This window comes from Mesorhizobium sp. M6A.T.Cr.TU.014.01.1.1 (genome assembly GCF_004022765.1).
GTDB lineage: Bacteria > Pseudomonadota > Alphaproteobacteria > Rhizobiales > Rhizobiaceae > Mesorhizobium > Mesorhizobium mediterraneum.
In genome coordinates this window covers 48359-73834 of sequence record NZ_RZPG01000027.1, presented here as the reverse complement: position 1 = coordinate 73834, position 25476 = coordinate 48359, and the positions used below count along the sequence as shown (strand labels likewise).

The following is a 25476-nucleotide window of genomic DNA, read 5'->3' as shown; positions in this document are numbered from 1 at the left end:
TCCAATTCTCACCATCTGCCCGCTCTCAGGCCGCGCTCTGCGACGGCCCGCCCGCCACTTCGGCCAGCAGACGCTCGAGGTCGATGTCGGCGTTGCGATGTTCGCCGACGATCGTCTGCTCCGACATCACCAGGATGCGGTCGGCGGTCTCCAGCGCTTCGTCAAGTTCAGTGACGAACAGCAGAGTCGCACGGCCGTTCGCGCTCGCCCGCAGCTTGGCCGCGATATCGCGCCTGGCCGAAATGTCGACGCCCTGGAACGGCTCGTCCAGAATGAACAGTCTTGCGGCCTGCGACATCCAGCGGGCGACCATCACCTTCTGCTGGTTGCCGCCGGAAAGGGCGGACATTTCATCTTTCTCCGAGCGGCAGACGATGCCCAGCTCCTGGATTTGCCGGCGCGCGGTGGCGCGCTCGATGCGGCGCTTGAGCACGCCGAGACGCGACATCCGCTTGTGGAACGGGAGACTAATATTTTCCTGGATGTTGAAGTCGCCGACGATGCCGTTTTCGCCCCGGTCCTTGGCGACAAGAAACACGCCGGCGGCGATCGCCTCGCCCGTCGAACCCGGTGCGTAAGGTTTCCCGTTCAGCACCATGGTCCCGGACAGCGGCTTGCGCACGCCAAACAGCGTCTCAGCGAGCGCGGTCTTGCCGACGCCGACGAGGCCGGTGATGGCAACGACCTCACCGTCGCCGAGCGTCAGCGAGATCGGCCTGGAACCGTCTACAATGCGCAATCTGTCGATCGTCAGGACAGGCCTGGCCGAGTTCCTGGCGACGATCCGGTCGAGGTGGATCTTGCGGCCGAGCATGGCATTGACCGCGCCCTCATAGTCGAGTGGCTTGCGGTCGAAAACGCCCGAGATGACGCCGTCGCGCATCGAGACGATACGGTCGGCAAGCCGCCTGATGTCGGACATGCGGTGCGAGATGTAGAGGATCGCGACACCGTGCTCGCGAAGCCTGTCGAGCAGCGCGAAAAGCCGGTCTGCCTCGGCGCTGGACAAAGAGGAGGTCGGCTCGTCGAGGATCAGCACTTTCGGCTGGTGCGCCATGGCACGGGCAATCGCCACCATCTGGCGGTCGGCCAGCGAGAGATCGCTGATCCTGGCTTTCAGGTCGATCGTCAGTCCCATGCGGTCGGCGACCGCTTTTGCCTCGCGGCGCACCCGGCCCGGATTGAACAGGGTCGGCGCGCCGCTGCCGCTCAGCCTGTCCAGCGTCAAATTGGTGGCGACGTCGAGGTCGGCGACGACCCCGTCATTGATGTTCTGGTGAACGGTGACGACGCCGGCGCGGATCGCTTCCGCCGGCGTTTTTGGCGCGAAGTCTTGGAGCGCGAAGTCCTGGCCGGCGAGGCTCATCGTGCCGCCGCCGCGCTCGTAGACGCCGCTGATGATCTTGACCAGGGTGGATTTTCCGGCGCCGTTGGCGCCCATCAGCACGGTTACTTCGCCGGCATGCAAATCGAGCGAGACGCCGCCAAGCACCTCGATATGGCCGAAGGACTTCCTCAGGCCGTCCACGCGGAACACGGCATCATTGCCCATTCGTTCCTCCCTGACCGTGACGCTAGGGGCTGTCCCGGCAATTGTCAACACGATTGACAATTGCCAGAGAGCTTCCTAGCTTGGACCAACCGCCATGGCTTCACTATGATGGGAGCACCTAAGCGGGAGGGTGAGGATGACTGCGAAATTGCCATTCGAAGCACTGTCGGTCGAGACATTGGCGGCACGCCTCGGCGCCAACGAGGCCCTGTGTTCGCATATCGGCAAGGATACAAGCCGCTGGAAGGTTCGCGAGGTCGGCGACGGCAATCTGAACCTGGTCTTTATCGTCGAGGGCGCCACGGGTGCTGCCGTCGTCAAGCAGGCCCTGCCCTATGTCCGCTTGGTCGGTGACAGCTGGCCGCTGCCGTTGAAGCGCTCCTTCTTCGAATATCATGCGCTGACACGACAACAGGCGAGAGCGCCCGGTTCGGTGCCGGCGATCCATCACTTCGACGAAGGCCAGGCGCTGATCATCATGGAATATCTGTCGCCGCACATCATCCTGCGGCGCGCGCTGATCGAGGGCCGGCAGTTGCCGAAGATCGCCAGAGACATCGGCCTGTTCATGGCCCGCACCCTGTTTCGCGGCTCCGACCTGCATATGGCGACCAAGGACCGCAAAGCCGATCTGGCGCTGTTCGCCAACAATGTCGAGCTTTGCGACATCACCGAGAACCTGGTTTTCTCGGACCCCTATTTCGATGCCAAGATGAACCGGCATACGAGCCCACAGCTCGACCGCATCGTCGCCGAGTTGCGCGCCGACCGCGACCTCAAGGTCGAGGCGCAGCGGCTGAAGCACATCTTCGCGGCCAATGCAGAGACGCTGCTGCACGGCGACCTGCATTCCGGGTCGATCATGGTCACTGACACCGAAACGCGGATGATCGATCCCGAATTCGCCTTTTACGGCCCGATCGCGTTCGATGTCGGCATGCTGCTTGCCAATTTCTGGATGGCTTTCTTCTCGCAGCGCGGCCACGAGCAGAATGGAAAGCGCGACACCATGCGCGCCTATCTGCTCGACGTCACGGTCGAGACATGGTCGGTGTTCCGCACCGAGTTCTCGCATCTGTGGCGGACCGAGCGCACGGGCATGCTCTACCAGAAGAGCCTGTTCGAGGATCAGGGCGACAGGCTCGGCGCTGAACAGGCGCTCGACCACATGCTGCATCAGGTCTGGACCGACATGCTGGGCTTTGCCGGCGTCGAGGTGCACCGGCGCATTCTGGGCCTCGCGCACAACGCCGATTTCGAGACCATTGCCGACGAGGATCTGCGCGCCACATGTGAGGCGAAGGCGCTGAAGTTCGGCCGTCACATCGCCGTCAACCGGCGCCAGATTCACAGCATCGATGAGGTCAACAAATTGGCCGCGCTGATCGAACGGGAGAACAGGATTTGAACGTCGGCGACCGCCACTATCGCACCATCTGGCTGAGCGACGACGGGCGTTCGGTGGAGATCATCGACCAGCGCTGGCTGCCGCATGATTTCCGCGTGGAGAAAGTCAGCACCGTTGCCGGCATCGCCACCGCGATCCGCGACATGTGGGTGCGCGGCGCACCGCTGATCGGCGTCACATCAGCCTATGGCGTCGCCATTCAGATGGCCGACGACCCTTCGGATGCAGCACTCGACGGCGTTTGGGAGGTCTTGCACGAAACACGCCCAACGGCGATCAATCTGCGCTGGGCGCTCGACGAGATGCGCAATTTCCTGCGGCCGCTTCCATCTGGGCAACGCGCCGAGGCTGCTTACCGGCGCGCAGGCGAAATCGCCGACGAGGATGTCAGCCTCAACCGCGCCATCGGCGCCAATGGGCTTGAGATAATCAAGGAAATCGTGGCGCGCAAGCAGCCGGGCGAGCCGGTCAACATCCTGACCCACTGCAATGCCGGCTGGCTGGCCACCGTCGACTACGGCACCGCCACGGCGCCGATTTATTTGGCAACGGAAGCGGGCATTCCCGTTCACGTCTATGTCGACGAAACGCGCCCACGCAACCAAGGCGCCCAGCTGACAGCATGGGAAATGGCCGGCCACGGCGTGCCGCACACGCTGATCGTCGACAATGCCGGCGGCCATCTGATGCAGCGCGGCGAGATCGACATGGTCATCGTCGGCACCGACCGCACCACCGCCGACGGCGATGTCTGCAACAAGATCGGCACCTATTTGAAGGCGCTGGCCGCGGCGGATAACGACGTGCCGTTCTACGTCGCGCTGCCCTCGCCGACCATCGACTGGACGGTCGGCGACGGGCTGGCCGAAATCCCGATCGAGCAGCGCTCCAGCGACGAGGTCTCGCTGGTCTGGGGCAAGACCGCGAGTGGCGAGATTGCGCAGGTCCGCATCTCGCCGGAGACGACGCCCGCGGCAAACCCGGCCTTCGACGTGACGCCGGCGCGACTGGTCACCGGATTGATCACGGAACGCGGCGTCGCCAAGGCGTCGCGGGAAGGCTTGAAGGCGATGTTCCCCGGACGCTGATTCGGCTTCATTGACTTTCGAAAGCGGCATCAGCGGATAAGCGAGGCCAGCTGTCCATATCCGTGGCAGGGGCGCTGCTTGGGTGCATCCAGATTAGCTCATTTTCTGACAGCCGGCATTTTGACGGCGGACGATTCTGCCTGACATCCTGATACTCGCCTCGCCGGCAGCCGGCTAAGGCGAGGCGATCGTCCATCGATGCGATAACAACCAAAGGCACTGACGAAGGGGCCGGCCGAAACTGGCCGCATCCGATTCCTATCCGGTTGCCAAAATATGGTAGGGTGATTATACCAGCTACTAAGATGACGATCGGCAGGGCCATCGTTGGAGATCAGGAGTACGGCTAGATGACAACGATTGCGCTGTTTGGCGCCGGCGGCAAAATGGGTTACCGCCTGTCGACCAATTTTCGCGGCTCTCCCTATACGATACGCCATGTCGAGGTCAGCGATGCCGGCTGCGAGCGACTAAAGACGGGGCTGGGCATCGACGCGGTCAGCGCCGATGAAGCCCTTGATAGCGCCGAGGTGGTGATCCTGGCGGTTCCCGACACCCATATCGGCAAGGTCGCGGCCAGCATCGAGAGCAAGCTTGCTGCCGGCACGATGGTGGTCGTGCTCGACGCCGCAGCACCTTTCGCCGGCCATTTGCCGAAGCGGCCGGACCTGACCTATTTCGTCACCCATCCCTGCCATCCGCCGATCTTCAACGACGAGACCGATATGGCGGCCAAGAAGGACTATTTCGGCGGCGTCAAGGCTAAGCAGCATATGGTCAGCGCACTGATGCAGGGGCCGGAGGAAGATTTCGCCAAGGGCGAAGCGATCGCCAAGATCATATGGGCTCCGGTCATGCGGTCGCATCGCGTCACGGTCGACCAGATGGCGCTGCTCGAGCCGGGCCTTTCGGAGACTGTCTGCGCCTCGCTGCTCGTCGTCATGAAGGAAGCGGTCGACGAGGTCGTCGCGCGCGGGGTTGACCAGCAGGCGGCGCTCGACTTCCTGCTTGGCCACATGAACGTGCTCGGCGCCGTCATCTTCGGTGAAACCAAGGGCGTGTTCTCCGACGCCTGCAACAAGGCCATCGAGTTCGGCAAGCCGGTCTTGATGCGCGACGACTGGAAGCGGGTCTTCGAGCCGGAAGAGATTGCGGCAAGCATTCAGCGGATTACCTGAGATGACCTTTTCCTTCTCCCCGAGGGGAGAAGGAAAGTCGCGGGCGTGCCGACACATGTCATCTGAATTAGTGATTGACTCATTATACCAGTTGGCTTAGCTGTACGGTGGCTAGGACCATCAGGCTTCGAAGCAAATTCGGGCCTGGGGTGGAGGATGGCTGGGGAGCGACGTTCCGTTGAGATGAACCGGCAAACGGCTTTGAACCCAGTCTATCCGCGCCCGAGCCATCTAAATGAATTGCATGCAGACAGCAGCCTTGGGTTGATCAAGGCATAGTTTTCAAAACGGGAGGAAATCATGAAACTCACTCGCAGAATGACGCTTGCGGCTTTTGCCGGCATGCTGGCACTCGGCACGGCCGCACCCGCTTATGCGGCGGATCTCATTGCCATCATCACGCCTTCGCACGACAATCCGTTCTTCAAGGCCGAAGCCGTCGGCGCTGAAGCCAAGGCCAAGGAACTCGGTTACGAAGCGCTGGTGCTCGTCCATGACGACGACGCCAACAAGCAGTCCGAGCTGATCGACACGGCGATCGGCCGCGGCGCCAAGGCAATCATCCTCGACAATGCCGGCGCCGACGCCACCGTCGCCGCCGTGCAGAAAGCCAAGGACGCCGGCGTTCCGTCCTTCCTGATCGACCGCGAGATCAACGCCACCGGCGTCGCCGTCGCGCAGATCGTCTCGAACAACTACCAGGGCGCCCAGCTCGGCGCGCAGGAGTTCGTCAAGCTGATGGGCGAGAAGGGCAATTTCGTCGAGCTGGTCGGCAAGGAATCCGACACCAATGCCGGCATCCGCTCCAAGGGCTACCACGATGTCATCGACGACTATCCGGACCTGAAGATGGTGGCGCAGCAGTCGGCCAACTGGAGCCAGACCGAGGCCTATTCCAAGATGGAATCGATCCTCCAGGCCAATCCTGACATCAAGGGCGTGATCTCCGGCAACGACACGATGGCGATGGGCGCCTATGCCGCGCTTGCCGCCGCCGGACGCAAAGACGTCATCGTCGTCGGCTTCGACGGGTCGAACGACGTGCGCGACTCGATCGCCTCAGGCGGCATCAAGGCCACCGTCCTGCAGCCGGCCTATGCGCAGGCGCAGATGGCAGTCGAGCAGGCCAACGACTTCATCAAGAACAAGAAGTCTCCGGCCGAGGAAAAGCAGCTGATGGACTGCGTCCTGATCAATGGCGACAATGCCGCGAAGCTGGAAACCTTCGCGCTCACCAACTGAGCCGGCGTGACATCAATCGCAAGGGACGAGCTTCCGGCTCGTCCCTTGCTTCCATTTTCCTGGGTGCCCTGACCGCCATGCCGAACAAGCCGACATGTTGAACAAGCAGACTTGGCCGATCCTTGCCGCGTCGATCGTTGGCATTAGCCTGACCGCCTGCAAGATCCTGCCGACACCGTCCGGGGACAACGGCGGCAATGCGCCAGCCTTCAATGCGGACAAGATGGTCGGGGATATCTGGGCTGCCAAGGTCGTGCCCTATCTCCAGCAGAAGGCCGGATCGTTTCCCGAGGTTCACGCCCTGGCGAAAGCCGATCCAGCGGCTGCCGGCGCCAAATACGGCAATCCAAAGAAGCAGGCGAATTCGCCGTGGACCTTCGCGGTTCGTCTTGAAGGCAAGGTGGTCGCCGCAAACACGCAATCGCGCGCGGCGACCATGGACGTTGATGCCGACGGCGACGGCAAGGCCGATGCACGGGTGCAGATCGGACCCGCGATGCGTGGCACCGCGCTGCGCGACAGTCTCGATTTCATCCAGTTCAACGATTTCACCAACCAGATCGACTTCGCCCAGTTCGGCAAGGCGTTTAACATCCATGCCGACAAGACAGTGCTTTCCAAGCTGCCGCGCGAAGCGCTGGAAGGCCGGAGCGTTAGGATTGTCGGCGCCTATGTCATGGGCAGCGGCCAGGACCTGCCGCTGGTGACGCCGGCGGAGGCAGAGATCGGGCCGAAGCCATGAATGCCGCCATCGATCATGATGTCATCCTGAAGCTGGAAGACGTCTCGAAGGTCTATTCGGGCACCGTCGCGGTCAAGCGCGCGAATTTCGAGGTGCGCAAGGGCGCGGTCAACGTGCTGGTCGGCGAGAACGGCGCCGGCAAATCGACGCTGATGAAGATCATCGCCGGCGTCGAACAGCCGACGCTCGGCCGCATTCTCCTGGAGGGCGAGGAGGTTTCCTTCTCGTCATCCGGCGACGCGGTGAACCGCGGCATCGGCATGGTGTTCCAGGAGCTTAACCTGTTCGGCAACCTGACGGTCGCCGAAAACATTTTCGCCACCCGCGAGATCACCAACCGGTTCCGCAAGATCGACAGCCGAGAACAGGAGCGCCGCGCGGCGGAATTCCTCGAGCGCCTGGAAGCCGGCATCCGGCCCGACATGCTGGTCGAGGACCTGCGCATCGGCCAGCAGCAGTTGGTCGAGATCGCCAAGGCGGTTTCGCTCGATGCGCGCATCCTGATCATGGACGAACCGACCTCGGCACTAAGTGCGGCGGAAGTCGAGATCCTGTTCAAGGTGATTGCCGATCTCAAGGCGCGCGGCGTTGCAATCGTCTACATCTCGCATCGGCTCGAGGAGCTGATCCGCATCGGCGACTACATCACCGTGCTGCGTGACGGGCGCATCACCGGCCAGGAGAAGATGAAAAACGTCGACACGCGATGGATCGTGCGGCAGATGATCGGCTCGGACGCCAAGGACTTCGCCAAGGCCGACGGCCATGTTCCAGGCGAAGAGATCTTCCGCGCCGAGGACATCTGCCTGCCGCGCGTGACCGGCGGGCTTGCGGTCGATCATGTCTCGCTGTCGCTGCGTGCCGGCGAGATCCTCGGCATCTATGGGCTGATGGGTGCCGGACGCAGCGAGCTGTTCGACTGCATCATGGGTCGCCACGGCCATGCCACCGGGGCGATCTTCATTGCCGGCAAGAAAGTGAAAGAACGTGATACGACGCGTCGCATCCGGCGCGGACTGGCGCTGATCCCCGAGGACCGCCAGCGCGAAGGGCTGGTGTCGATACTCTCCGTCGCCAGCAACCTGACGCTGGCCAGCCTGTCGCGGTTTGTGCGCCTGTTCCATATCAGCGGCGCCAAGGAAAACCAGGCGGTGACGCAGATGGTGCGGGAGCTGGCGATCAAGGTCGCCAATCCGGCGCAAGAGGTCTCGTCGCTGTCGGGCGGCAATCAGCAGAAGGTGGTGATCGGCAAGGCGCTGCTCACCGGACCGAAGGTGCTGCTGATGGACGAGCCGAGCCGCGGCATCGACGTTGGCGCCAAGGCCGACGTTTTTCGCACCATGCGCAAACTGTCCCGCGACGGACTGGGCATACTGTTCGCCACCTCCGATCTCGACGAGGTGATGGCGCTGTCCGACCGGATCGCGGTGATGAGCAATGGAAAACTGACCGGCATGTTCGATCGCGCCGAGGCGACGGAGGCGGCACTCGTCGCCGCATCGGCGCTTGGCCACGGACCGGTCCCGCACACGGAGAGCCCCGCCCATGACTGACATCCCGGCCAAGGCGGCTGTTGCCTCCGCCTCGAACGGCTCCGTCCTGCTGACGCTGATGAAGGCGAGGACGTTCATCGCATTGATCGCCGTCCTGATCTTCTTCTCGATCGCAGCACCCAATTTCCTGTCGGCGGCCAATCTGATCCTGATGTCGAAGCACGTGGCGCTGAACGCGTTCCTGGCCATGGGCATGACCTTCGTCATCATCACCGGAGGCATCGACCTGTCGGTCGGCTCGATCGTCGGTCTTTGCGGCATGGTCGCCGGCTATCTCGTGCTCAACGGCATCGACCTGCAGGTCGGCTACACGATCTATTTCAACGTCTTCGAGATAGCACTGATCACGCTGGCGGTCGGCATATTGATCGGCGCCGTCAATGGATTGCTGATCACCAGGCTGAACGTCGCCCCGTTCATCGCCACGCTCGGCGTGCTCTATGTCGCGCGCGGCCTGGCGCTGCTGTCGTCCGACGGCCGCACTTTCCCGAACCTCGTCGGCAAGCCCGATCTGGGCACGACGGGCTTCGGCTTCCTCGGCGCCGGCCGGCTGCTCGGCCTGCCGGTCTCGATATGGATTCTTGTCGTCGTAGCACTTGGGGCGGCCTATCTCGCCAAATACACCCCGCTCGGCCGCCACATCTTTGCCGTCGGCGGCAACGAGCGGGCGGCACGGATTTCGGGCGTCCGGGTCAATATGGTGAAGATGTTCGTCTACATGTTCTCCGGTTTCTGCGCGGCGATCGTCGGCCTGATCATCTCGTCCGAACTGATGGCCTCGCACCCGGCGACCGGCGAAAGTTTCGAGCTCAACGCCATCGCAGCGGCGGTGCTCGGCGGCACCTCGATGTCGGGTGGCCGCGGCACGATCGGCGGCACCATCGTCGGCGCCTTCGTCATCGGCATCCTCTCCGACGGACTGGTCATGATGGGCGTAAGCTCGTTCTGGCAGATGGTCATCAAGGGCCTCGTCATCATCGTCGCCGTCGTCGTCGACCAGGCGCAGCGCCGGCTGCAACAGCGCGTCACGCTGATGCAGATGGCAAAGGCGGGCTGAGCGTGGCGGAACTGCGGGGAGCGCTGATCGGCTGCGGCTTCTTTGCCGTCAACCAGATGCACGCCTGGCGCGACATCGCCGGCGCCTCGATCGTCGCTATTTGCGATCGCGACCCGGAACGGCTCAAGGTCGTCGGCGACCAGTTCGGCATCACGCGGCGCTACACCGACGCGGCAGCACTTTTTGCCGGCGAAAGCCTGGATTTCGTCGATATCGCCACCACCGCGCCGAGCCATCGTCCGCTCGTCGAGATGGCAGCACGGCACCGCGTTCCGGCAATCTGCCAAAAACCGTTCGCGCCGACGCTTGCCGACGCCAAGGCCATGGTGAAGGCCTGCATTGACGCAGGCGTGCCGCTGATGGTGCACGAGAACTTTCGCTGGCAGTCACCCATCCAGGCGGTGCGTGCCGTGCTCGACAGCGGCGAAATCGGCACACCCTTCTTCGGACGGATCTCGTTCCGCTCGGCCTATGACGTGTTTTCCGGCCAGCCATATCTGGCAACGGGAAAGCGCTTCATCATCGAGGATCTTGGCATCCACATCCTCGACATTGCCCGCTTTCTGCTGGGCGACGTTTCGACGATCACGACACGCACCGCTCGCATTAATCCTGAGATCGCCGGCGAGGACGTCGCCACCATGCTGATGGACCACAAGAGCGGCGCAACGTCTGTGGTCGATTGCAGCTATGCGACCAAGCTCGCGACCGAGCCGTTTCCGCAGACGCTGGTCGAGATCGACGGCAGCGACGGCACGATCCGGCTTGCACAGGATTACCAGCTTGCCATCACCGGCAGGAACGGAACGGTGGTAAGCGACGTCTCGCCGCCGCTGCTGCCCTGGGCATCGCGGCCGTGGCACAACATACAGGAAAGTGTCGTCGCCATTCAAAAGCACTGGGTCGATTGTCTGGCGAAGGGAACCGACCCGGCAACCTCGGGTGCCGACAATCTTAGGACTTTGGCACTGGTCGAAGCCGCCTATGCCGGTGCTGCAAGCCGTGAACCGGTGCAGCTCGACGCTTTGCTGAGATGACCGCCGACGCCTTCCTCCTCTATGGCACGCGCGCGGTCGAGGCCGACCCTGTCAGGCTGCGCGCCGGCGCGCTCACCGCCGACTTCGCCAACGGCAATCTACGGACCATCCGCCATGGCGGCATCGAAGTGCTGCGTGCCATCGCCTATATCGTCAGGGATCGCGACTGGGGCACCTACGAGCCGGCGCTCACGGATTTAGTCATCGACCAGGGCTCCGATACTTTCACTGTCAGCTATTCGGCAAGTTATGTCGGACCGGAGGGAAGCCGGCTCGACTTTCGCGCGACGATCGAAGGTTCCGCCGACGGCCAGCTGGTTTTCGACGTGAGCGCGCTTCCCGAAAGCGATTTCGAGACCAATCGCTGCGGCTTCTGCATCCTGCATCCGATCGCCGGCCTGGCCGGCAGCCAGGTCACGGTCGAGCACACTGACGGCAGCATGGTGGAAACAAAGCTTCCCGACCTGATCGACCCTTGGCAGCCTTTCAAGGATTTGCGGGCGATCACCCATGAGGTCCGGCCCGGCGTCACCGCCGAATGCCGGATGGAAGGCGACGCGTTCGAGATGGAGGACCAGCGCAACTGGTCGGATGCGTCCTACAAGACCTACGTCCGGCCGCTCGCGCTGCCATGGCCCTACATGCTGCCTGCCGGCGAGATGCTGCGCCAGACGATCAGCCTGCGTGTGTCCGGTGACGGGAAAGTGCCGGCTGCCGCCGCAACCGCCGAGCCAATCCGCGTCGAGCTCGGCGAAGCCGGACCGGCGCTGCCGGATATCGGCGTGATCATCTACCCGGACGAGGTCGAGACGACGCTTGCAAACCTGCCGACACTGTCCGCGCTCGGCCCGCAACAGTTGATGTTCCATTATGATCCGACGCGCGGCCACGGCCTCGACGTTTTGCAGTACTACGCCAAGCTCGCCGCAGCCTATCCGGCCAAGACAACGCTCGAATGCGTCGTTTCCTGCGTCGGCGATCTCGACGCCGAGCTTTCAGGCGTCGCCGGCATGGTCCGCCAGGCCGGGCTGAAGCTCTCGGCCATTGCCGTCTCGCCTTCGGTCGACCGGCAGTCGACGCCGCCGGGCAGCGCATGGCCTGAATGCCCGCCGCTCGAAGATGTCTATGCCGCGGCGCGCCGCGCCTTTCCCGATATCCGCCTCGGCGGCGGCGTGTTCAGTTATTTCACCGAACTCAACCGCAAGCGCGTTCCCGCCGACTTGCTCGATTTCGTCACCCACTGCACCTGCCCGATCGTGCATGCCGCCGACGATCTCAGTGTCATGCAATCGCTGGAAGCGCTGCCTTTCATCGCCGCATCGGTGCGGGCGATCTTCGGTGCAAAGCCGTACCGGATCGGTCCTTCGACCATCGCCATGCGTCAAAATCCCTATGGCGGCGCGACCAAGGACAACCCTGGTGGCCAGCGCATCGCCATGGCCGACCGCGATCCACGCCACGCAGGCCAGTTCGCGGCGGCATGGACGATCGGCTATGCTGCGCGCGTCGCGCCGGCCGGACTGGAGATGCTCACGCTTTCCAGCTTCACCGGACCGTTCGGCGTGCTGGCGGCATCCGGGGAACCCGTCGGCGAAGGTGAACCCCGGCCGATCTTCGGGGCGATCAAGGGGCTGTGTGAACTGGCCGGCTTCAGACATGTGGCGGCGAGGACGAGCGATGAGACGCGGGTGCTCACGCTGGCAGCCCGTTCTGCCTCGGGCAAGACCGTCATATGGCTGGCGAACCTAACGGCGAGCGAAGTATCGGTTGATATTTCCGGGTTCGAACGACGCCACCTTGCGATGACGCCTTACGCGATCACCCGGATCGGGTGAAATCAGTTGCCGGAATTCATCACATAGAGCGCGCGCGAGCGTTCGAGGTGCTTGATCATCGCCTTCTCGGCGCCGTCCGCATCCTTCTGCTCGATGCGCCCGATGATCTCTTCATGCTCGGTTAGCGTGAACTTTTCCTTGCCGGTCCAGATCAGCATTTCGGTATGATATTCCTTCAGCCAGCCCAGCATCGCTTCGCTGACCGCAACATAGATCGGGTTGCCGGATATTGCCGCGATCTGGGTATGAAACTTCATGTCGGCCGATATGAAGGCCTCGGAATCGCCGCGAAAGCTCCGCTGTTCGGCAACGGTTGCCCGCAACCGCTGAACGTCCTCGGCAGTGGCTTTTTCTGCGGCTTCCCTGACCATGCCGCGCTCGAAGAAGATGCGCGCGTTCTTGAGGTGCTCCAGCGTGTCCTTCGACGACGACAGGATGATCTTGGCCGCGCCGTCGACCTGTTTGATGATCGACTTGGCGGTCAGCTGAAGCACTTTCGCCCGCTCGCCATGCGAGATCGCCACGAGACCCATATTGCTCAACGCCTGCATCGCTTCGCGGATCGCCGGCCTGCCGACCTCGAAGCGCTCCATCAGCTCGCGCTCCGACGGCATGTCATCGCCCGGCTGCAATTCGCCGCTGGTGATCAAGCGCTTCAGTCTCAAAAATACTTCGTCGGAAAGCTTGCGCCGGACGATCGGCTCCGAACGGTTCATCGTCGCGAATCACTCCTTTGACCGGTGTCTGTTTAGCATTGTCGCCACGATTCCCGGAATGCCTGCCCAAGCGGATATCGCTTGCAATACTTATGTACTCATTATACCAGATTTCAAAGATCAGGGAACTTTTTTCGAACTATGATCACCCTCACCTATCGCATCGAGACCTCGGCTAGCATCGAGGCGTTGGCGGACAAGATCGCCAGCGACCAGTCGACCGGAACCTTCGTCGCGCTGGCCGGCGAGACCGAAGAGCTCAAGGCGCGGGTAGCGGCGCGCGTCCTGGCGATACGGCCTCTGCCGGACGCCGATCGCCCGTCCCTTCCCGAAGCCGGCGACGGACCCTTCAAGCGCGCCGATGTCGACATCGCGTTTCCGCTCGATGCCATCGGCACCGACCTTTCGGCGCTGATGACCATCGCCATCGGTGGCGCCTTTTCGATCAAGGGCCTGTCCGGCATCCGCGTGGTCGACATGAAGTTGCCGGATGAGTATCGCGGCGCCCATCCGGGCCCGCAATTCGGCGTCGCCGGCAGCCGCCGGCTGACCGGCGTCACAGATCGCCCGATCATCGGGACGATCGTCAAGCCGGCGCTTGGATTGCGCCCGCACGAGACGGCCTCAATGGTGGATGAGCTGATCGCCGCCGGCGTCGATTTCATCAAGGACGACGAGAAGCTGATGAGCCCGGCCTATTCGCCTCTGTCGGAACGGGTCAAGGCAATCATGCCGCTCGTCCTCGACCACGAGCAGAAGACCGGCAAAAAGGTCATGTATGCTTTCGGCATCTCGCACGCCGACCCCGACGAGATGATGCGAAACCATGATCTGGTGGCGAAGGCCGGCGGCAATTGCGCGGTGGTCAACATCAATTCCGTCGGCTTCGGCGGCATGGCCTTCCTCAGAAAGCGCTCTAGCCTGGTGCTGCACGCTCACCGCAACGGCTGGGACATCCTCACCCGTCACCCGGGCCTCGGCATGGACTTCAAGGTCTGGCAGCAGTTCTGGCGGCTGCTCGGCGTCGATCAATTCCAGATCAATGGCATCGCCTCGAAATACTGGGAGCCGGACTGGTCATTCGTCGAATCCTTCAAGGCGGTGACCACGCCGATCTTTTCGGCTGATGATTGCGCACTGCCGGTGGCCGGCTCCGGCCAATGGGGCGGACAGGCCCCGGAAACCTTCGAGCGAACCGGCCGAACGGTCGATCTCCTTTACCTCTGCGGCGGCGGCATCGTCAGCCATCCGGACGGGCCGGGCGCCGGCGTCCGCGCCGTGCAGCAAGCCTGGCAGGCGGCGGTCGAGGGCATTCCGCTGGCGGAGTTCGCCCTGACCCATCCGGAACTGGCGCGGTCGATCGAAAAGTTCGGCGACGGCAAAGCGGCCTGAGCAAAGCGACGCCATGCAAAACCTGCTTCTCAGCTACTACGGCGACGACCTCACCGGCTCGACCGACGTCATGGAGGCGCTCGAGCTCGGCGGTGTGCCGACCGTGCTGTTCATGCGCCAGCCGGACGAGACCCTGCTTTCGCAGTTCAGGCATTGCCGTGCCATCGGCCTGGCCGGCACCAGCCGAAGCGAGACGCCGCAGTGGATGGACACGCATCTGCAGGGCTCCTTCGCCTGGCTGAAGACCCTGGACGCCGAGATCTGCCACTACAAGATCTGCTCGACTTTCGATTCCAGCCCGGCGATCGGCAGCATCGGCCGCGCCATCGAGATCGGCTGCTCGGTGTTCAGCCAAGACAGCGTGCCGCTGGTGGTTGGCGCGCCGCAGCTCAAGCGCTACACCGCCTTCGGTCATCTGTTTGCGGCCTACCGCGACAAATTTTTCCGCATCGATCGCCATCCCGTGATGAGCCGCCACCCGACCACGCCGATGGATGAGTCCGACCTGCTGATCCATCTGTCGCGCCAGACGGATCTCACCTCAGGGCTGGTCGATCTCGCGACGCTGCAGTCGGCGTTCCGCTCGGCAGCGTTCGATCGCTTGCTCGCCGACGGCATCAACATCGTGCTTTTGGATGTCGATAGCCTGGAAACTCAGGCGCTTGCCGGCAAGGAGATATGGCGCGTTCGCAGGCCTGGCGGCACTTTCGTCGTCGGCTCTTCGGGCATCGAATATGCGCTGCTGGCTGAATGGGCGTCTGACGGGATTGTCCGTGCCGAGCCCGGCTTTTCGCCCCCGGGTGCGGCCGACCGGATCGCGGTGGTCTCGGGCAGTTGCTCGCCGACAACGGAGCGGCAGATACGGCATGCTTTGACGGACGGTTTCGACGGGATCGAGGTGGATCCTATCGAACTGGTTTCCGAAGCCTCCGGCGACGCGATTGCGCGCGCGGTCTTCACCGGACGCGCCAGCCTGGAAGCCGGGCGCAGCGTCGTCCTCTATACGGCGCTTGGACCAACAGCCGACCGTGGCGCCGAAATCGACCGGCAGGAAGGCGCCCGCCATAAGCTTGGCCGCGGCCTCGGCGAACTTCTTCGCAAGCTGACGATCGAGCAGAAATTGCAGCGCGTGGTCATCGCCGGCGGCGACACGTCGAGCCACGCACTCGGCCAGATGGGCGTCGATGCGCTGACGGTGCGGATGCCGCTGCCCGCCTCGCCGGGCTCGCCGCTTTGCGTCGCCCACTCTCGCGTCAAGGCAATCGAAGGACTGGAGGTCGCTCTCAAGGGCGGGCAGGTCGGAACCGATCGCTATTTCTGCGCCATCCGCGATGGGCTCGGCGGTTGACAGAAGGCGCGCTGGATTTGACCGATCTCACGACTTCTTGAACACTGCCCGGTTACCAACGCGCGATGCCTGTCCCACATAAACCGCCATATGCGTAGCGGCGGGGCGGCGCACAACGCTCAATCCGGGGCTGGCCACGGCTCCGCGAGTGAACCAGCGGGATGCCGCGATGTCATTCAGACCGTTGCTTGGTGACGGACGGGTTCGGAGCCAGGAAGAGACGTCGGAGCCCCTGCAAACCGCGTCATGGGGTAGCTCCTCGATCGTTTTCGACAATCGGCGATGGGCATGCCGGGAGGCGGAGCTCCGCTGGACAGCCCCTCATCATCTGATCGTGCTGACCGAAGAAGGCGGAACGTCCCACACATCTATCCGGCACGAGGCAAGATCCCTCTACGACGGGATGGACCGGCCCGGAGCCCTCACCTTCGTCCCCGCAGGCGCGGAGCGGCTCGGCTTCTATCGCGATGTAAACCTCTCCTACTCAGCCTTGTGGATCGATCCCGATATCGGGCTTCCCGGATGCGAACGCCTGAGAGACCTGCCGATCCTGGTGAACAAGAAAGACGTAGTCGTCGCCACGCTTCTGAGTTCGCTTCGCGACGAGATGGCACTCGGCCACAAGCCGGACACTGCCTATGTCGAGCATCTGGTCGCCCTCGTCAGCCTCCGCGTGGCCAACCTGAACCGGGAGCAACACCCGCCTATACGTCACGGCTGTCTCAGCCGTCGGGCGCTTGGTCGAGTTCGGGCTTATATCGATGCACATATGAACTCCGACATTTCGCTAAGCGAGCTGGCAGCCGTCGCGGGAATGGCCGTCGACAGTTTTGCGCGCCGATTCAAAGCGACGACCGGCCTTGCGCCCTATGCCTATGTGATCGAGGAACGCGTGCGGCGAGCCGAGATGCTGCTGCGCGAAACGGGTTTGTCGATCGGTACCATTGCCTTTCGCCTCGGCTTTTCAAGCCAGAGCCACTTCACCACGACCTTCCGGCGCCTCAGGGGCATGACGCCTCGGGTCTATCGGGTGAATTCTTCTCCGGAATTCTGACATTGCCGCCGATTTCTTGAAAGAAAGCCGCCGCGCGCATCCCCAGCTCCAGTGTCGACGGGTGACAGAACTGCGACTGGGAGATCATGCATGGCCAAAACAGACAACAGGAGCGGGCCGACGCGTCGAACGGTGCTGGAGGGCGGGGTGGCGACCGGCGTGCTCCTGGCTACCGGTATACCGGTCGACGCAGAGCCGGCCGACACCGTCACGGCGGTCGCCTCTCCGACGCCGGTACCGACGATGCCGATGTCCCTACGGATCAACGCTAGGGATCTTGCCGTCGAGCTCGACCCGCGGACGACGCTGCTCGATGCGCTGCGCAACCATCTCGGCCTCACCGGCTCGAAGAAAGGCTGCGACCACGGCCAGTGCGGCGCATGCACGGTGCTCGTCGATGGGCGCCGGATCAATTCCTGCCTGACGCTTGCCGCAATGCATGAGGGCGACGAGATCACCACGGTCGAGGGCCTTGCCGAGGGTGACCGGCTGCATCCGGTGCAGGCCGCCTTCGTCGCCCGCGATGGTTTCCAGTGCGGCTACTGCACGCCGGGCCAGATCTGCTCCGCTGTCGGCATGCTGGGCGAGGCCAAGGCCGGCTGGCCGAGCCATGCGAGCGCCGACGTAGCGGCGGCTTCCGTCGCTCTCACCGATGCCGAGATCCGCGAGCGGATGAGCGGCAACATCTGCCGTTGTGCCGCTTATCCGAACATTGTCGCTGCAATCCGCGACGCGGCAGAGGAGGCGTGAGCAATGCAATCCTTCACTTATGAACGTGCGGCAAGTGCCGAGCAGGCGGCCGCCGCGGTCGCGGCTCGGCCGGACGCCAAGTTCATCAGCGGCGGCACCAACCTGCTCGACCTGATGAAGCTCGAGATCGAGCGCCCAGCGCATCTCGTCGACATCAGCCGGCTGCCGCTCGATCGGATCGAGGAGACGGCGGAAGGCGGACTTCGGGTCGGCGCCCAGGTCCGCAACAGCGATCTCGCCGCCGATCCGCGGGTGAGATCACGCTACCCGATGCTCACGCAAGCGCTGCTGGCGGGAGCGTCCGGCCAGATACGCAACAAGGCCTCGACCAGCGGCAATCTCCTGCAGCGCACGCGCTGCCCCTATTTCTACGACCGCAACATGCCTTGCAACAAGCGCGAGCAGGGCTCAGGCTGCGCGGCGCTTCAGGGCTTCAACCGTATGCATGCCGTGCTCGGCGCGAGCGAAGCCTGCATCGCGGTCCATTCCTCGGATATGGCGGTGGCCATGTCCGGGCTCGACGCCATGATCGAGACCATATCGCCCGGCGGCGAGACCCGCACGATCCCGATCGGTGATTTCCATCGATTGCCCGAGGCGACGCCCCATGTCGAGACCGTGCTCGGCCACGGCGAGATGATCGCCGCGGTCACCCTGCCGTCCCCGCCGCCCGGCCGGCAGGTTTACCGCAAGGTGCGCGACCGTGCCTCCTACGCCTTCGCGCTGGTGTCGGTGGCGGCAATCGTCGAGACGAGGGGCGATCGTATCCGAAGCGCGCGAATCGCCATGGGCGGCGTGGCCGCGAAGCCCTGGCGCGCGACGGAGGCGGAGCGGACGCTCGCAGGAGCGGCGGCGTCCGACGGCGCCTTTACCGACGCAGCCGAAGCCGCGCTCGCCGGAGCCGTCGGGCATGGCGGCAATGATTTCAAGATCCCGCTGGCGAAACGGACGATGCGGCACACGCTCGCTGCTGCCGCCGAGAGTGCGTGAGGTGACACGATGACAGAGACGAAGACCAGCGAGAACCGTCCTTCCGAACCACGCAATGGCGTCATCGGGCGGCCGATCGACCGCATCGACGGTCCGCTCAAAGTGAGAGGCGGTGCCACCTACGCCTACGAGAATGCGCTGGATGGTACAGCCTATGGCTATATTCTCGGCGCCGCCGTCGCCAAGGGGCGCATCGCCGAGATCGACACGGCCGAAGCCGAACGGGCGCCGGCAGTGCTGCTCGTCATGACGCACCGGAATGCGCCGGCCCAGCCGGATTTCGGCCCGGCGGTCACGCCGACCGTGCCGGAGGTCTTCACACGCGCCCGGCCCGCGCTCAACAGCGAGCGGGTGCGATATTACGACGAGCCCGTCGCGCTTGTTGTCGCGGAGACGTTCGAGGCGGCCCGCGCTGCTGCGGGCCTCATCAAAGTGCGCTACGACGAGGCGCCGGGCGTCTATGATTTACCGGGACATAAGGCCGACGCCTACGCACCAAAACGGACCAATGCCGGCTTCGAGACCGACAGCGTGATTGGCGATTTCGAGAGCGCCTTTGCGGCGGCTCCGGTCAAGATCGATGCTACTTACCGGACCCCCTTCGAACATCACAATCCGATGGAGCCCCATGCGACGCTCGCCGCCTGGTCAGGCAACGAGCTGACGATCCATACATCGGCGCAGACTTTAGCGAACTTCCGGGCGGGAGTCGCCAGCACGCTTCGCATCCCGCCCGAGCGTGTGCGCATCGTGAGCCCCTTCATCGGCGGAGGCTTCGGCTCCAAGCTGATTGCCCATGCCGATACGATCCTGGCCGCGCTTGCAGCGCAGGTTCTGAAGCGTCCCGTGAAGATTGCGCTGACGCGACAACAGATGTTCGCCAATGCCGGTCACCGCGCAGAGATGATCCAACAGGTACGTCTCGGCACGGACACCGACGGGCGGCTCACCGGGATCGCGCACGATGTCTGGTCCGCAACATCCAGCTTCGAGGAGTACTGCGAGCAAACGGCAGTTTTTGCCCGCTCGCTCTATGCGGCGCCGAACCGTGTCACCCGTCATCGCCTGGTTCCGCTGGATATCAACCGCGGCGAATGGATGCGCTCGCCCGGCGAGGCGCCCGGCATGCTGGCTTTTGAATGCGCCGTGGATGAGCTCGCCGAGCGGCTCGGCCTGGACCCGATCGAACTCAGGATCCGTAACGAACCGGCACAGGATCCCGAGCGCGGCGTGCCGTTCTCCACCCGCAATCTCGTCGCCTGCATGAAAGAAGGCGCCCGCCGTTTCGGTTGGGAGCGGAGAAACCCGACACCGGGCCGCACCCGAGAGGGCCGGAAGCTCATCGGCTACGGCATGGCGGCGGCGATCCGTCCTAACTACATCGGCGCGGCGACGGCGCGGGTTGCGATCGACCGGGACGGTCGGGTGACGGTGCGGCTCGACATGACCGACATTGGGACCGGCAGCTATACGATCCTGACCCAGATCGCCGCGGAGAGCCTCGGCCTGCCGATCTCGTCCATCAAAGTGGAACTCGGCGACAGCCGCTTCCCGCGTACCGCCGGCTCCGGCGGTTCCTGGGGCGCGGCGAGCGCGGGTTCGGCGCTGCATAACGCCTGCAACGCTCTCAAGGAACGCATCCTGGAGGCGGCGCAGGCGAGCGAAGCCTCGCCGTTGCGCGGCGCGAATGCCACCGAGGCAAGTTTTGCCGACAGCGAGGTCAGGGTCGGCCAGCGGTCGGCAAGCCTGGCCGACCTCATCGGGAGGATCGCTCCCGACGGGTTTGAGGCCGAAGGTTCCGTGGCCGCGGGCGCTGCCACCGGGTCGTACAAGGCTTACTCGCAGCATTCCTATGGAGCGCATTTCGGCGAGGTCGCTGTCGATTGCGATACCGGTGAGATCCGCATGCGCCGGATGCTGGCTGTGATGGGCGCGGGCCGTATCCTCAACGCCAAGACCGCGCGCTCGCAAATCATCGGCGGCATGACCTGGGGGATCGGTGCAGCGCTGATGGAGCAGACGGTGCTTGACCCGCGCTACGGCCACTTCGTCAATCACGATCTTGCCGAGTATCATGTCCCGATCAACGGCGACGTCCCCGAGATGGAGGTCGTCTTCCTCGAGGAACATGACGACAAGGCCAATCCACTTGGCGCGAAGGGTCTCGGCGAGCTCGGCGTCTGCGGTGCGGGGGCTGCTGTCGCCAACGCCATTTACAACGCGGCCGGCGTGCGAGTGCGTGAATTTCCCATCACCTTGGACAAGGTGCTGCCTGCCTTGCCCGTGATCGCCATTTGACGCTGCAGGTTGCCCTCCTCCTTGCCCTCAAGTGACCAGGTCGGAACGCAGGGCTATCGCAGGTGGAAGGCCGAGGCTTTCGCTCTACGATGTACCCCCACCCCTAACCCCTCCCCACAGGAGGGAGGGAGACTTCCGTTGGCGCTGACCTCGGCAAATTATCTGCCTTTCGGCGCTAACGGGAAAGTACAGGTGCGCGGCAGCGTTCCCTCCCCCTTGTGGTCCCCTTGTGGGGAGGGTTAGGGTGGGGGTCCATCTTCGCAAGAATCCAAATGCGATTGCCCTGGAACGGATCGCTATTTCTGCGCCATCCGCGACGACGTCTGTGGTTGACAGCGCTGTCCGCCCCTTCCATACAAACATCGTCAATGTTCTCAGGGCGGGGTGAAAGTCCCCACCGGCGGTAAGGGTTTCGGCCCAAGCCCGCGAGCGCTTTCCGGTTAGCCGGAGGGGTCAGCAGATCCGGTGTGATTCCGGAGCCGACGGTCACAGTCCGGATGGAAGAGAACGAACGGAAGACGGTCCGCTTTCGCGGTTCGGATTCCGTATCGTGCGTCCTGATTCTGGTTCGAAACGGAAGGATGGACCCATGAATCAGCATTCCCAGAAAGACTATGAAACGATCCGCGTTGCCGTCATTCGTGCGCGCTGGCACGCCGACATCGTCGACCAGTGCGTCGAGGCGTTCCAGGCCGAACTTGCGGTTCTTGGAGAGAAACGCTTTGCCGTCGATGTCTTCGATGTGCCGGGCGCCTATGAGATTCCTCTGCATGCAAAGACGCTTGCCGAGACCGGTCGCTATGCAGCGATCCTCGGTGCGGCCTTTGTCGTCAATGGCGGCATCTACCGGCATGAATTCGTGGCGAGCGCTGTCATCGACGGCATGATGAACGTGCAATTGTCGACCGGCGTGCCGGTGCTTTCGGCGGTGCTCACCCCGCACAACTACCATGACAGCGCGGACCACCACCGCTTCTTCTTCGAGCACTTCCAGGTCAAGGGCAAAGAGGCAGCCAATGCCTGTGTTCAGATCCTGGCCGCGCGCGAACGCATCGCCGCGTGAAATGTCCGTTCCCGGGTGGAAATCCCGGTAACACGCTGTACTATCTGCGAAAATACCGAAATCGGGAGGATGCAGGTGCAGACCAAGAAGATCATCAATGACGGCAACCGCACCGTCGACGAGATGCTGGAAGGCATCCTGGCCGCGCATCCCCGCCATCTCACAAGCGCTGAGGGAAGTCCGCGCTCCATCATCGCCCGTGATGGACCGCGGGACGGCAAGGTTGGCCTCGTCATCGGCGGCGGCTCGGGCCACGAGCCGACCTTCCTCGGTTTCGTCGGCAAGGGGCTGGCCGACGCGGCGGCGATCGGCAATGTCTTCGCCTCGCCGCCGCCGGACCCGATCCTCGAATGCGCCAAGGCGGCCAGCGGCGGTGCTGGCGTGCTGTTCATGTATGGCAACTATGCCGGCGACGTGATGAATTTCGACATGGCCGCAGAGATGGCGGCGATGGATGACATCGAGGTGCGCACCGTGCTGACCACTGACGACGTGGCATCGGCGCCGCGTGACCAGCGGCAAAAGCGGCGCGGCGTTGCCGGCAATTTCTTCATCTTCAAGGCTGCCGGTGCCGCCTGCGACCGGATGCTCTCATTCGATGAATGCGAGCGCATCGCCCGGAAGGCGAACGACCATACTTTCACCATGGGGGTGGCGCTGTCGCCCTGTTCGCTGCCGCAGACCCGCCGGCCGAATTTCGAGATCGGGCCGGACGAGATGGAGATCGGCATGGGCATTCATGGCGAGCCGGGCATTGCGCGGGGAAAACTGAAAACAGCCGACGAGATCACCGACGAGATGCTGGACAAGATCCTCGACGAGATGGCGCCGGCGCGTGGCGACAAGGTCGCCGTGCTCGTCAACTCGCTCGGCTCGACGCCGCTGATGGAACTCTACATTATGAACCGGCGGGTCAAGCACAGGCTCGATGACATCGGCGCGTCAATTCACGCGACCTGGGTCGGCAATTATTGCACCTCGCTCGAAATGGCCGGCGCCTCGGTGACGCTGATGCATCTCGACGACGAATTGCAGACGATGCTCGACCATCCTTGCGACTGCGCCATGTTCCGCGCCGGCTGAAAGCAGCATTCATGACATCCATCGACACAGCCGGCTTGAAAACTATGTTCGATGCGATCGCGGTGGCAATCGAAGCCGACAAGGACAGGCTCTGCCAATTAGACGGTGTCATCGGCGACGCCGATCATGGCATCGCCATGGCGCTCGGCTTTGGCGCAGTGCGCGATGCGCTCGCTTTGCTGGACCTCGCGGCGACCGAGCCGACAGCTCTCCTCAACACCGCCGCGAAATCGTTCCTCAACGCCGTCGGCGCTTCGTCAGGTCCGCTCTATGCGACGGCCTTCATGCGTGGTGCGGCTGCCGTCAAAGGCAAGACGACCTTGGCGGGTGCCGATTTCATCGCCCTGTTCCAGGCGATGGCGCAAGGCATCCAGGATCGCGGCAAGGCCGAGATCGGCGAGAAGACGATGGTCGACGCCTGGCTGCCGGCGGCGCAAGCAGCGGCGGCCGCGCATGCCTCAGGCAAGACCCTGTCCGAAAGTCTCGCAGCGGCGCTTCAAGCAGCCGAACGGGGCGCCGAGGCGACCAAGGAGATGATCGCCGCGAAGGGCCGCTCGTCGCGGCTCGGCGAGCGATCGCTCGGGCATATGGACCCCGGCGCCGCATCGGCCGTCACCGTGATTGGCGCGATGCGGAAAAGCCTAGGTTAGAGCAATTCCAGGAAAAGTGTGAAACGGTTTTCCGTCCGGAATTGCTCAAAAACAAAGAGATAGAGCGGTTCGGCGTTTCCGTGAAACGATGAAGCGCTCTAGCCCAGCTTCGCCGCGTCGAGCCTGTCGATCGCCTGGACATTGCCGGCCGATGGTCCCTTTTCGTCGAACTCCGATGCGAGCCAGGCGTCGACGATCGACTTGGCCAGTTCCGGGCCGATGACGCGGGCGCCCATGGTGATGATCTGGGCATTGTTGGATTTCGCGGCGCGCTCCGCCGAATAGGTGTCGTGGGTGAGTGCGGCGCGAATGCCGGGCACCTTGTTGGCCGAGATCGAAACGCCGATGCCGGTGCCGCAAAACAGGATGCCGCGATCGTTCTCGCCGTCGAGAATGGTCTGAGCGAGCTTCTGCGACAGGTCGGCATAGTAGCCGGCCTGGCTGAGGTCGCTGACGGCGAGGCCGGGTTTGGTGGCGAGATGCGCGGCGATGACGTCGAGCAGCGGCTTGCCGGCGCTGTCGGCTCCAATGGCTATTTTCATGGTCGTGTCCTTTCCTGACTGAATGCTTTTTAGATTGGTTCAGATCGCCGCCGAGGCGCGCCCGAGGATGTCGATATAGCCTTCCGCCTGCCAGGCCGAGCGGCCAATGAACAGCCCGTCGATATGCGGCTGGCCGATCAACTCGGCGGCATTTTGCGGATTGACGCTGCCGCCATAAAGCACCAGCGGCATGGCCGGCAGGAGATCGCCGGCGATCTTCTTGATCAGCGCCTGCTGCCTATCGGCATAGTCCGCACTTGCCGGAATGCCCTTGTCGCCGATCGCCCAGACCGGCTCGTAAGCAAACAGGATCGTCGCCGCCTTTGCCTGGCCTTCGAGGTATTGCAGCGCGCCATGCACCTGCAAGGCCAGCACCGCATCGGCCTGGCCGCTGTTGCGTTGCGCCAATGTCTCACCAACGCAGATGAGCGGCACCAACCCGTGCTTCACCGCCGCCGCGGTCTTGAGGCCGACCGCCTTGTCGGTCTCGCCGAAATGCTCGCGCCGTTCGCTATGGCCGAGCTCGACGAGGTCGAGCCCGCAATCCGTCAGCATCACCGGCGAGACCTCGCCGGTCCAGGCTCCGGCGTCGGCCCAATGCATGTTCTGGGCGCCGACCTTGACCCGCGTCGAGGCCAACGCCTTCTTGACCTCGCGGACCGCCGTGAAGGGCGGGATGACGAAGGGTTGGATGCGGTCATCGAAACCGGGGACGAACCCCGCCAGCGCCTTGGCGAATTCAGTCGCCTCTGCAAGCGTCTTGTTCATTTTCCAGCTTGTGCCGACCCAGTAAACCATGCGTCCTCCTTCTAGAGCCTGTTCCATCCCGCGTAGCGGATGGGGCTCTATCTTCTTCTTTGACCATGATCTTTTCCGAAAACCGGTTCCCACTTTTCGG

22 protein-coding genes and 1 riboswitch are annotated in these 25476 nt (G+C 63.5%); of the genes, 18 read left to right on the top strand and 4 right to left on the bottom strand.

From position 1 onward, the window contains the following. Window positions 1–25: 25 nt before the first annotated feature. Complete coding sequence (locus EN885_RS26030; protein WP_128243590.1) at window positions 26–1552, bottom strand: sugar ABC transporter ATP-binding protein; 1527 nt, start codon at window positions 1550–1552, stop codon at window positions 26–28. Window positions 1553–1688: 136 nt separating this feature from the next. Between EN885_RS26030 and mtnK the strand changes: the two genes are divergently transcribed. The 9 genes from mtnK (at window position 1689) to EN885_RS25985 (ending at window position 12692) form a co-directional block, all read left to right on the top strand. Next, on the top strand, window positions 1689–2960 hold the full coding sequence (mtnK, locus tag EN885_RS26025) for an S-methyl-5-thioribose kinase (protein WP_128243589.1): 1272 nt from the start codon (window positions 1689–1691) through the stop codon (window positions 2958–2960). After that, window positions 2957–4048, top strand: a complete 1092-nt coding sequence (gene mtnA / locus EN885_RS26020; RefSeq protein WP_128243588.1) for an S-methyl-5-thioribose-1-phosphate isomerase — start codon at window positions 2957–2959, stop codon at window positions 4046–4048. The genes mtnK and mtnA overlap by 4 nt, the downstream gene beginning before the upstream one ends. Window positions 4049–4398: 350 nt before the next feature. Further along, on the top strand, window positions 4399–5226 hold the full coding sequence (locus EN885_RS26015) for a phosphogluconate dehydrogenase C-terminal domain-containing protein (RefSeq protein ID WP_126103378.1): 828 nt from the start codon (window positions 4399–4401) through the stop codon (window positions 5224–5226). 300 nt (window positions 5227–5526) lie between these two features. Beyond that, window positions 5527–6468: a D-ribose ABC transporter substrate-binding protein gene (locus EN885_RS26010; RefSeq protein ID WP_095483864.1), complete on the top strand. Its 942-nt coding sequence runs from the start codon at window positions 5527–5529 to the stop codon at window positions 6466–6468. Window positions 6469–6562: 94 nt separating this feature from the next. Continuing rightward, window positions 6563–7210: a DUF2291 family protein gene (locus EN885_RS26005; protein ID WP_128243587.1), complete on the top strand. Its 648-nt coding sequence runs from the start codon at window positions 6563–6565 to the stop codon at window positions 7208–7210. Next, window positions 7207–8763: a sugar ABC transporter ATP-binding protein gene (locus EN885_RS26000; protein ID WP_128243586.1), complete on the top strand. Its 1557-nt coding sequence runs from the start codon at window positions 7207–7209 to the stop codon at window positions 8761–8763. The genes EN885_RS26005 and EN885_RS26000 overlap by 4 nt, the downstream gene beginning before the upstream one ends. Further along, complete coding sequence (locus tag EN885_RS25995; RefSeq protein ID WP_127205350.1) at window positions 8756–9820, top strand: ABC transporter permease; 1065 nt, start codon at window positions 8756–8758, stop codon at window positions 9818–9820. Before EN885_RS26000 ends, EN885_RS25995 begins: the two co-directional genes overlap by 8 nt. Before the next feature lie 2 nt (window positions 9821–9822). Further along, window positions 9823–10857, top strand: a complete 1035-nt coding sequence (locus tag EN885_RS25990) for a Gfo/Idh/MocA family oxidoreductase (protein WP_128243585.1) — start codon at window positions 9823–9825, stop codon at window positions 10855–10857. Further along, entirely contained in the window at window positions 10854–12692 is a 1839-nt protein-coding gene (locus EN885_RS25985) for a hypothetical protein (RefSeq protein WP_128243584.1), read from the top strand. The genes EN885_RS25990 and EN885_RS25985 overlap by 4 nt, the downstream gene beginning before the upstream one ends. A 2-nt stretch (window positions 12693–12694) precedes the next feature. On the opposite strand, the gene EN885_RS25980 is transcribed toward EN885_RS25985, so the two are convergent. Continuing rightward, entirely contained in the window at window positions 12695–13408 is a 714-nt protein-coding gene (locus EN885_RS25980; RefSeq protein WP_126103384.1) for a transcriptional regulator NanR, read from the bottom strand. A 141-nt stretch (window positions 13409–13549) separates the two neighbouring features. On the opposite strand from EN885_RS25980, the gene oiaX reads away from it, so the two are divergent. The 9 genes from oiaX to dhaL all read left to right on the top strand — a co-directional run bounded on the left by oiaX (window position 13550) and on the right by dhaL (window position 24036). Beyond that, window positions 13550–14800, top strand: coding sequence for a 3-oxo-isoapionate-4-phosphate decarboxylase OiaX (gene oiaX / locus EN885_RS25975; protein ID WP_128243583.1), 1251 nt, complete (start codon window positions 13550–13552; stop codon window positions 14798–14800). Window positions 14801–14813: 13 nt separating this feature from the next. Continuing rightward, entirely contained in the window at window positions 14814–16148 is a 1335-nt protein-coding gene (locus EN885_RS25970) for a four-carbon acid sugar kinase family protein (RefSeq protein WP_128243582.1), read from the top strand. A 169-nt stretch (window positions 16149–16317) separates the two neighbouring features. Further along, on the top strand, window positions 16318–17202 hold the full coding sequence (locus tag EN885_RS25965; protein ID WP_128243581.1) for an AraC family transcriptional regulator: 885 nt from the start codon (window positions 16318–16320) through the stop codon (window positions 17200–17202). Between the two features lie 90 nt (window positions 17203–17292). Further along, on the top strand, window positions 17293–17952 hold the full coding sequence (locus EN885_RS25960; protein WP_126103387.1) for a 2Fe-2S iron-sulfur cluster-binding protein: 660 nt from the start codon (window positions 17293–17295) through the stop codon (window positions 17950–17952). 3 nt (window positions 17953–17955) lie between these two features. Beyond that, window positions 17956–18942 (top strand): xanthine dehydrogenase family protein subunit M, encoded by a 987-nt coding sequence (locus EN885_RS25955; protein WP_127203684.1) that lies wholly within the window; start codon window positions 17956–17958, stop codon window positions 18940–18942. A gap of 9 nt (window positions 18943–18951) precedes the next feature. Further along, the gene (locus tag EN885_RS25950) at window positions 18952–21240 is read left to right on the top strand and encodes a xanthine dehydrogenase family protein molybdopterin-binding subunit (protein ID WP_128243580.1); all 2289 of its coding nucleotides are present in this window, start codon (window positions 18952–18954) and stop codon (window positions 21238–21240) included. Window positions 21241–21606: 366 nt separating this feature from the next. After that, window positions 21607–21753, top strand: a riboswitch (FMN riboswitch). A 76-nt stretch (window positions 21754–21829) separates the two neighbouring features. Next, window positions 21830–22303, top strand: a complete 474-nt coding sequence (locus EN885_RS25945; protein WP_126103390.1) for a 6,7-dimethyl-8-ribityllumazine synthase — start codon at window positions 21830–21832, stop codon at window positions 22301–22303. Window positions 22304–22372: 69 nt separating this feature from the next. After that, window positions 22373–23386 (top strand): dihydroxyacetone kinase subunit DhaK, encoded by a 1014-nt coding sequence (locus EN885_RS25940; protein ID WP_206616849.1) that lies wholly within the window; start codon window positions 22373–22375, stop codon window positions 23384–23386. A gap of 11 nt (window positions 23387–23397) precedes the next feature. Beyond that, the gene (gene dhaL, locus EN885_RS25935; RefSeq protein ID WP_095484014.1) at window positions 23398–24036 is read left to right on the top strand and encodes a dihydroxyacetone kinase subunit DhaL; all 639 of its coding nucleotides are present in this window, start codon (window positions 23398–23400) and stop codon (window positions 24034–24036) included. 98 nt (window positions 24037–24134) lie between these two features. On the opposite strand, the gene EN885_RS25930 is transcribed toward dhaL, so the two are convergent. Both EN885_RS25930 and EN885_RS25925 read right to left on the bottom strand, forming a co-directional pair. Beyond that, window positions 24135–24578 carry an RpiB/LacA/LacB family sugar-phosphate isomerase gene (locus tag EN885_RS25930; RefSeq protein ID WP_095483850.1) on the bottom strand — a complete coding sequence of 148 codons (444 nt, stop codon included), beginning with the start codon at window positions 24576–24578 and terminating at the stop codon, window positions 24135–24137. A 39-nt stretch (window positions 24579–24617) separates the two neighbouring features. Beyond that, window positions 24618–25376: a triose-phosphate isomerase gene (locus EN885_RS25925; RefSeq protein ID WP_127289609.1), complete on the bottom strand. Its 759-nt coding sequence runs from the start codon at window positions 25374–25376 to the stop codon at window positions 24618–24620. Window positions 25377–25476 lie beyond the last annotated feature (100 nt).